The sequence below is a fragment of the Microbacterium enclense genome, from assembly GCF_004022425.1.
Taxonomy (GTDB): Bacteria; Actinomycetota; Actinomycetes; order Actinomycetales; family Microbacteriaceae; genus Microbacterium; species Microbacterium enclense_A.
In genome coordinates, this window is sequence record NZ_RBZY01000041.1 from 24,473 (window position 1) to 31,330 (window position 6,858).

A 6,858-nucleotide genomic window follows, 5' to 3' on the forward strand; every position below is an offset into this window, starting at 1 on the left:
ATGCCGAGTGTCGGGCGCGTGACGTTACGACGAAGCTCAGGTGCCGGCGCGCGGGTGCACCTCGTACACGATGACCGCCTCCGTGGTCGCGTCCACGCGGAGGGTCGCCGCGGTCGTGGCATCCCACCGGATCGTCGTGGGCTGAGCCGCCGAGCCCCCGGCCGTGCCGCAGGCGACATCGGCGGTGGTTCCGTCGGCACCGCCGATCTCGACGGTGAGGGGCGCGCCGCTGGCGTTCTCGCACGCGATGACGACGTCCCACGAGCCGCCCACGGGGTCGAGGTCGACGCTGGCCCCCGCGGGGCCGACGCTGCCGGTGCCGCGTGCGATCGCCGTGCTTCCGCCTAGACCGTTCTCGGGCAGCGCGTTCGCCGCCCACTGCTCCAGCTCGGTCGCGTCGTCGGGCAGTGCCGCGTCCGTCGCGGGCGCGGACGACGAGGGGGACGGGGTGGATGCCGGGGGAGTCGCGGACGACGCCGACGGGGCTGCCGCGTCGGTCGAGGTGCACCCCGCGAGAGCGAGCAGCGTCGGGACGAGCAGGGCGGGGAGGGCCGCGAGGGCCGGGGGGTTCGACCTCATGCCCGCACGGTACGCGCGACTCCTGGGAGTCGCGTGGGCATGGGTGCGCGTCAGCCGCCCGCGCTCATCCACGCCCGACCGCGGACGCGCAGCCCCAGGGTCGCGGCGCGGGCCAGCATGTAGACGCCGAAGAACGAGGCGGCGAGCCAGGCCAGCCCGGCCGGGCCGCCGCCGGCGAACAGCCCCACGAGAACGAGCGCGGGGATGTACGGCACGAGGTTCAGAACCCCCGCGATGGCGAGATAGCGGGCGTCGCCGGCGCCGATCAGCACCCCGTCGAGCACGAACACGAACGACGCCAGCGGCTGCGCCACGGCCAGCACGAGCAGAGCCGGCTGAATCAGCGCGGCGATCTCGGGATCTCCGGTGAACACGAGCCCGAGGACTCCGGATGCCGCAGCCACGAGCGCTCCGACCGCGACACCGAACCACAGGCCCCACGCCACCGTGCGCGACAGGACGTGTCGTGCACCGGCGACGTCGCCGGCACCGAGGGACTTGCCCACGAGCGCCTGCGCCGCGATCGCGAGGGCGTCGAGCGCGAACGCCGCGGTGGAGAAGATCGTGAAGGCGATCTGCCAGCCGGCGAGCTCGGCCGACCCCAGGCCCGTGGCGACGGCGACCGTCGCGAGGAACGCCGCGCGCAGGCTCAGCGTGCGCACGAACAGCCAGCCGCCGGAGCGGGCGGTGCCGCGGAGCCCGCCGGTCTCGGGGCGCAGCGACGCGTCGTGCCGTCGGGCGAGACGGGTGGCGATGACCACGTAGGCGCCCACCATGCCCCATTGCGCCACGACGGTGCCGACCGCCGACCCGGCGATGCCCCAGCCGAAGCCGTAGATGAACAGGGCGTTGAGGCCTGCATTGGCACCGAAGCCGAGCCCGGCGATCCACAGCGGGGTCACGGTGTCCTGCATGCCGCGCAGCAGGCCCGTGGCGGCGAAGACCACGAGCATGGCCGGGAGGCCCCACATCGAGATCGAGAGGTAGACGCGGGCGTTCTCCGCGACGTCGGGCGCCGCGCCGAACACGCCGACCAGTGCGGGCGTGGCCAGCACGCCGGCGAGCGCGAGCACCGCGCCGATCGTCAGGGCGAACCACATGCCGTCGATCCCGACCGACACGGCCCGCCCCAGCTCTCCCGCGCCGAAGCGCCGGGCGACCGCCGGCGTGGTGGCGTAGGCGAGGAAGACCATGAGCCCGACGACGGTGTGGAGGATCGCCCCGGCGATCCCGAGGCCCGCCAACGGCGCCACGCCGAGGTGACCGACCATCGCGCCGTCGACGATGAGGAACAGCGGTTCGGCGATCAGAGCGCCCAGGGCCGGCACGGCCAGGCGCACGATCGCGCGATTCAACGTCGCCGGTGGGGAGGTGGTCACCGTCCGAGCCTAGAACGGACCCCCGACACGGCCGGGAGGCCGCGGCATCCGGAGCCGGCGTGGAGCGGGGGCACTTATCCTGTCTGCATGACCGAGACCCCCCGCTCCGGTCTCGCGCTCGACGAACTGAGCGACGAGATCCGCCCGCAGGACGACCTCTTCCGCCACGTGAACGGCCGCTGGCTGGAGCGCACCGAGATCCCCGACGACAAAGCCCGCTGGGGCAGCTTCCATCTCATCGCCGAGCAGGCAGAGAAGGACGTCCGCACCATCGTGGAGGAGTCGCAGCAGGCCGAACCGGGCAGCGAGGCCCGCAAGATCGGCGATCTGTTCGCGAGCTTCATGGACACCGCGCGCATCGAGGACGCGAAAGCCGCGCCGCTGAGCGACCAGCTCGCGCGCGTGGACGCCGTGACCGATGTGCCCGGCTTCCTTCGCCTCGTCGGCCAGCTCGAGCGCGACGGCGTCAGTGGACTGCTGACCCTGTTCGTCGAGCCCGACCCGGGCAACCCGACCCGCTACGTTCCCGTGATCTACCAGGGCGGCCTCTCGCTGCCCGACGAGAGCTACTACCGCCTCGACAACTTCGCCGAGACGCGCACCGTCTACCGCGCGCACATCGAGCGCATGCTCGGCCTGGCCGGGGTCGCCGAGCCCGCGGCATCCGCCGATCGGGTGTTCGCCCTCGAGACCGAGATCGCAACGCACCACTGGTCGCGCGAGGACAGCCGCGACGCGGTGAAGACCTACAACCTGCGCACGTGGGACGAGATGGTCGGTCTCGCCGGGCTCGACCTCGTGCCGTGGCGCGAGGGCGTCGCTCCCGGCCACGACGACGCGTTCGCCGAAGTCGTGGTGTACCAGCCGAGCTTCGTCGAGGCGCTCGGCGCGCTGCTGGTCGACGAGCGCCTCGAGGACTGGAAGGCGTGGCTGCGGTTCGCCATCGTGCACTCGGGGGCGGCGTTCCTGTCGGAGGAGTTCGTGGCCGAGAACTTCGCGTTCTACGGCACCCAGCTCACGGGCGTGCCCGTGAACCGCGAGCGCTGGAAGCGCGGCGTGGGCCTGGCGGAGGCCGCCCTGGGCGAAGCCATCGGCAAGGTGTACGTCGAGCGTCACTTCCCGCCGGCGGCGAAGGATGCCATGGACGTCCTGGTGCAGAACCTCATCGAGGCGTACCGCGAGTCGATCACGGCGCTCGAGTGGATGACGCCCGAGACCCGGGAGCGCGCGCTCGCCAAGCTCGACGCGTTCACGCCCAAGATCGGGTACCCGGTGAAGTGGAAGGACTACTCGGCCCTCGAGATCGACGCCGCCGACCTCGTCGGCAACGTCCGTCGTGCGCACGTGTGGGAGCACGACCGCCAGCTCGAGAAGGTCGGCCAGCCAATCGACCGCGACGAGTGGTACATGACGCCGCAGACCGTCAACGCGTACTACAACCCGCTGATGAACGAGATCGTCTTCCCCGCGGCGATCCTGCAGTACCCGTTCTTCGACGCCGATCGGGACGCCGCCGCGAACTACGGCGGGATCGGCGCCGTCATCGGGCACGAGATCGGACACGGGTTCGACGACCAGGGCAGTCGCTTCGACGGTGACGGATCGCTCCGTGACTGGTGGACGGATGCCGACCGCTCGGCGTTCGAGGAGCGCACGAAGGCGCTCATCGCCCAGTACGAGGCGCTCGTTCCCGAGGGGCTCGGCGAGGAGCACCACGTCAACGGCGCGCTCACCATCGGTGAGAACATCGGCGACCTCGGGGGCCTCGGCATCGCGATCCGCGCCTACCGGCTGTCGCTCGGTGAGGACGAGCCCGCGGATGGTCCCGTGGTCGACGGGTACAGCGGCATCCAGAGGCTCCTGCTCAGCTGGGCGCAGATCTGGCAGCAGAAGGGCCGGGATGCCGAGACCATCCGCCTGCTGACGATCGATCCGCACTCGCCGAACGAGTTCCGCTGCAATCAGATCGTGCGCAACATCGACGCCTTCTACGACGCGTTCGAGGTGACCGAGGCCGACGCGCTCTGGTTGGACGCGGACCAGCGCGTCACCATTTGGTGAGGTCGCGTTTGTTGTTCTCCTGACGCGGAAGGAGCCACGCTCGTGGGCATGCCACCGGTTCCCGAGCCTGCCGTGCCCGAACCCGCCGGAGGGCCCGTGGAGTCGTCGCGACGCGACGCCCCGGCCCTCCGCGGGTCGGCGCGCAAGGGTCCCCGGCGTCTGCCGCGGCGCGCGGCCGCAGGCCGCCGGTCCTTCACGGCGACCCTCCGGGCGCTCGACGAGCTCGCGGCATCCGGAGCCAAGGTGTCGGTGCGCATCGACGACCTCGACGGCGGTTCCGCCGTGCTCGCGGGCGACGACTTCGTCACGCTGCCGGTCGCGGGCCTCGGTGTCGTCCCTCTGCTGATCGAGGTGGCCGCCGCGATCGAGGCTGGCCGCGTCGATGCGCTCGAGATCGTCGATCGCGCCGCCGTGCACGGCGCGTCCGCCGGGGGAGTGTGGCAGCACCTCAAGGCCCCGGCGCTGCCGCTCGCCGACGTGGCGGTGCTCGCCGCCTCCACGGGCGACGCGCTCGCCGCCAATGCGCTCCTCCAGCGGGTCGGGCTTCCCGCCGTTCGCGGCCGTGTCGACGAGCTCGGCCTTCGTCGCACGGCGATCCTCGACCGCTTCCGCGACGACCGCGGGCCCGACGACGCGCCGCACGTCGCCCTGTCGACGGCACGTGAGATGGCGACCGTCTTCGCGGGGTTGGTGAACTCCACGATCGTGTCGCCGGGGGTCAGCGCCCAGGTCGCGGAATGGTTGAGCCTGAACCACGACCTGTCGCTCGTGGCATCCGCCACCGGCCTGGATCCGTTCGCGCACGAGAACGACAAGCACGGCCTGCTGTTCGTCGACAAGACGGGGCGTTCGGAGGGGGTGCGCGCCGAAGCAGGCGTGCTCGGCGGCCCGCGCGCGGGCGTCGCCTACGCACTGATCGTGAACTTCGACGACCTCTCGATCGCGCACCGTCTGCGCGCGCACGACGCCTTCCGCGTTCTCGGCGTCGAGCTGATGGAGTACGTGTTCTGACGCGCGGCCGGGCTGCCGCGCGCGGCCCCGCGCCTCGTCAGCTCGCGCTGAGTGACAGCTGCGCCGCCCGCTCCCAGGCCTGCGTCGCCACCTGCACCGCGTCCCACGGAGAGCCGAGCGGGGGCGTGTACGACAGGTCCAGGTCGCTCATCTCGGCGACGCTCATCCCGTGGTGCAGCGCGGTGGCGTACGTGTCGATGCGCTTGGAGATCTCGGCGCCCCGCGCGCCGACGAGCTGGGCGCCGAGCAGCCGGCCGTCGCGTGTGTCGCCCGTGACGCGGATGCTGATCGGCGTGGCGCCGGGGTAGTAGCGTTTGTGGTCGTCCGCCATCGCGGTGTGGCTGTGCGGTGCGAATCCCGCCCCGACGGCTTCGTGGTCGCGGAGGCCCGTGCGGGCGGCCACGACGTCGAAGACCTTCACGACCTGGGTGCCCAGGCTCCCGGCGAAGCGGGCGTCGCCGCCGATCGCGTTCTCCCCGGCGACGCGCCCCTGCTTGTGGGCTGTCGTCCCCAGTGGGAGGTAGGTGACACCGAGCAGGCGATGGTGGGTCACGACGCCGTCTCCGGCCGCCCACACGTCGGGGAGCCCGGTGCGCATCTGCTCGTCGACGACGACCGCTCCGCCCGCGCCCGTCGTCGCGCCGGCGGCGGTGAGCAGGTCGGTGTTGGGGCGCACGCCCACGACGACGAGCACGAGGTCGGCGCTGCGCGAGAAGCCGTCGCCGCCGCGGGTGCCGGTCACGGTGAGGCGGCCGGCGTCCCGGGTGACGGCGTCGACGCGGGTTCCGGTGACGACTTCGACACCGTGCCGTGTGAGTTCGTCGTGCACGAGGGAACCCAGCTCGGGGTCGAGGGTGGAGAGCACTTCGGGTCCGCGCTGGAGCTGGGTGACGTGCAGGCCCCGGACGGTCAGGGCCTCGGCCATCTCGAGCCCGACGTAGCCGGCGCCGACGATGATCGCCGTCTCCGGCTGACGCTCGTCGAGGAAGCGCTCGAGCGCGAAGGTATCGCCCATCGAGTGCAGCACGTGCACCCCGTCGTCGGGACCGAGCCGGTCGAGCCCGGCTACGCCGGCGGTGGAGGGGGAGGCTCCCGTGCCGACCATCAGGGCGTCGTAGTCGATGGTCGACTCGCTGCCGTCGGCATCCCGCACCGTGAGCCGGCGTCCGTCGACATCGATGCCGGTGGCGAAAGTGTCCAAGCGCAGGGTCATGCCGGTGGCTTCGAGATCGGCGTGCGTCCGGTGGGCGAGGGACTGCCAGGGCTGCACCTCGCGGGAGAAGTAGTACGGGATGCCGCAGATCGAGAAGTTCGGGTACGCGTCCGCCACGACGACGGTGACGTCGACGGAGGGATCGAGTTCGCGGGCACGGAGGGCGGTCGAGATTCCGGCGTCGCTTCCGCCGATGGCTACGAGGTGCATGGGGAGGCCTTTCAGGGTGTGGTTTCGGCGTGCGCGGGCACAACGACGTCGCCCGCTGCGCGGGCGGCGGACGGGTAGAAGAACAACAGGAGCGCGAGCCCCAGGCCGGCGCCGGCGAGTTGCGCGAGGACGAACGGGGCCACCGATGCGGGGGCGATCCCCGCGAAGGTGTCGGTGAACATACGGGCGATGGTGACGGCGGGGTTGGCGAACGAGGTGGAGCTGGTGAACCAGTACGCGGCGCCGATGTAGGCACCGACCGCGGCGGCGGTCACCGCGCTCTTGCCGGTACGGGCGAGGGCAAAGATCAGAAGGACGAGACCCGCCGTCGCGACGACCTCGCCGACCAGGCGGCCGCCGGTCACGCGATCGTTGTCCGAGAACGCGGGCGCCACATCGAACATC

5 protein-coding genes and 1 pseudogene are annotated in these 6,858 nt (G+C 71.9%); 2 read left to right on the forward strand and 4 right to left on the reverse strand.

Annotated features, from left to right (window positions below; genetic code table 11):
- Nucleotides 1-36 precede the first annotated feature (36 nt).
- Both D8Y23_RS11770 and D8Y23_RS11775 read right to left on the reverse strand, forming a co-directional pair.
- The gene (locus tag D8Y23_RS11770) at nucleotides 37-579 is read right to left on the reverse strand and encodes a hypothetical protein (RefSeq protein ID WP_128218317.1); all 543 of its coding nucleotides are present in this window, start codon (nucleotides 577-579) and stop codon (nucleotides 37-39) included.
- A gap of 50 nt (nucleotides 580-629) precedes the next feature.
- The gene (locus D8Y23_RS11775; protein WP_128218318.1) at nucleotides 630-1,958 is read right to left on the reverse strand and encodes an MATE family efflux transporter; all 1,329 of its coding nucleotides are present in this window, start codon (nucleotides 1,956-1,958) and stop codon (nucleotides 630-632) included.
- Nucleotides 1,959-2,045: 87 nt separating this feature from the next.
- On the opposite strand from D8Y23_RS11775, the gene D8Y23_RS11780 reads away from it, so the two are divergent.
- Together D8Y23_RS11780 and D8Y23_RS11785 are read left to right on the forward strand one after the other, a co-directional pair.
- A complete protein-coding gene (locus D8Y23_RS11780; protein ID WP_128218319.1) occupies nucleotides 2,046-4,019 on the forward strand; it encodes a M13 family metallopeptidase in 1,974 nt (657 codons plus the stop codon).
- 48 nt (nucleotides 4,020-4,067) lie between these two features.
- On the forward strand, nucleotides 4,068-5,030 hold the full coding sequence (locus D8Y23_RS11785; protein ID WP_128218320.1) for a serine hydrolase: 963 nt from the start codon (nucleotides 4,068-4,070) through the stop codon (nucleotides 5,028-5,030).
- 37 nt (nucleotides 5,031-5,067) lie between these two features.
- On the opposite strand, the gene D8Y23_RS11790 is transcribed toward D8Y23_RS11785, so the two are convergent.
- Complete coding sequence (locus D8Y23_RS11790) at nucleotides 5,068-6,453, reverse strand: FAD-dependent oxidoreductase (protein ID WP_128218321.1); 1,386 nt, start codon at nucleotides 6,451-6,453, stop codon at nucleotides 5,068-5,070.
- Between the two features lie 11 nt (nucleotides 6,454-6,464).
- Nucleotides 6,465-6,858, reverse strand: a pseudogene (locus D8Y23_RS11795) (aquaporin); the annotation flags it as partial.

What these genes read in the sequence shown, in the direction of transcription:
- D8Y23_RS11770 (WP_128218317.1), bottom strand. Translation starts at nt 579, where the DNA reads ATGAGGTCGAACCCCCCGGCCCTCGCGGCCCTCCCCGCCCTGCTCGTC.
- D8Y23_RS11780 (WP_128218319.1), top strand. Translation starts at nt 2,046, where the DNA reads ATGACCGAGACCCCCCGCTCCGGTCTCGCGCTCGACGAACTGAGCGAC.
- D8Y23_RS11785 (WP_128218320.1), top strand. Translation starts at nt 4,068, where the DNA reads ATGCCACCGGTTCCCGAGCCTGCCGTGCCCGAACCCGCCGGAGGGCCC.
- D8Y23_RS11790 (WP_128218321.1), bottom strand. Translation starts at nt 6,453, where the DNA reads ATGCACCTCGTAGCCATCGGCGGAAGCGACGCCGGAATCTCGACCGCC.